The sequence below is a fragment of the Psychrobacter sp. 16-MNA-CIBAN-0192 genome (genome assembly GCF_040309565.1).
Classification (GTDB): domain Bacteria; phylum Pseudomonadota; class Gammaproteobacteria; order Pseudomonadales; family Moraxellaceae; genus Psychrobacter.
In genome coordinates, this window is record NZ_JBEOOX010000678.1 from 1 (window position 1) to 240 (window position 240).

The 240-nt window shown below is 48.8% G+C and carries 1 protein-coding gene; it reads left to right on the forward strand.

Annotation, left to right across the window (positions count from 1 at the left end; genetic code table 11):
* On the forward strand, positions 1-240 hold a 240-nt coding region (locus tag AAEY78_RS14830), incomplete at both ends, for a cytochrome b family protein (protein ID WP_502943799.1).

Consider the following 240-nt stretch of genomic DNA (forward strand, 5'->3'; position numbering starts at 1 on the left):
GTGTTGTTGCATATTAGCTTTTTATTGCCAGCCTTTTATCTCGTGGCGCTAGTGTTAACAGACAATGCGGGCGGCGATCCGGTGCAGTATATTATTCACTATACCGGCATGGGCGCGATCAATAGCCTGTTAGTGACGTTGCTTATTTCGCCCATCGCCAAGCGTTTTAAAATAGCAGCGCTGATACAAACTCGTCGTTTGGTGGGCTTGTATGTGTGCGCCTATGCGCTGCTGCACATC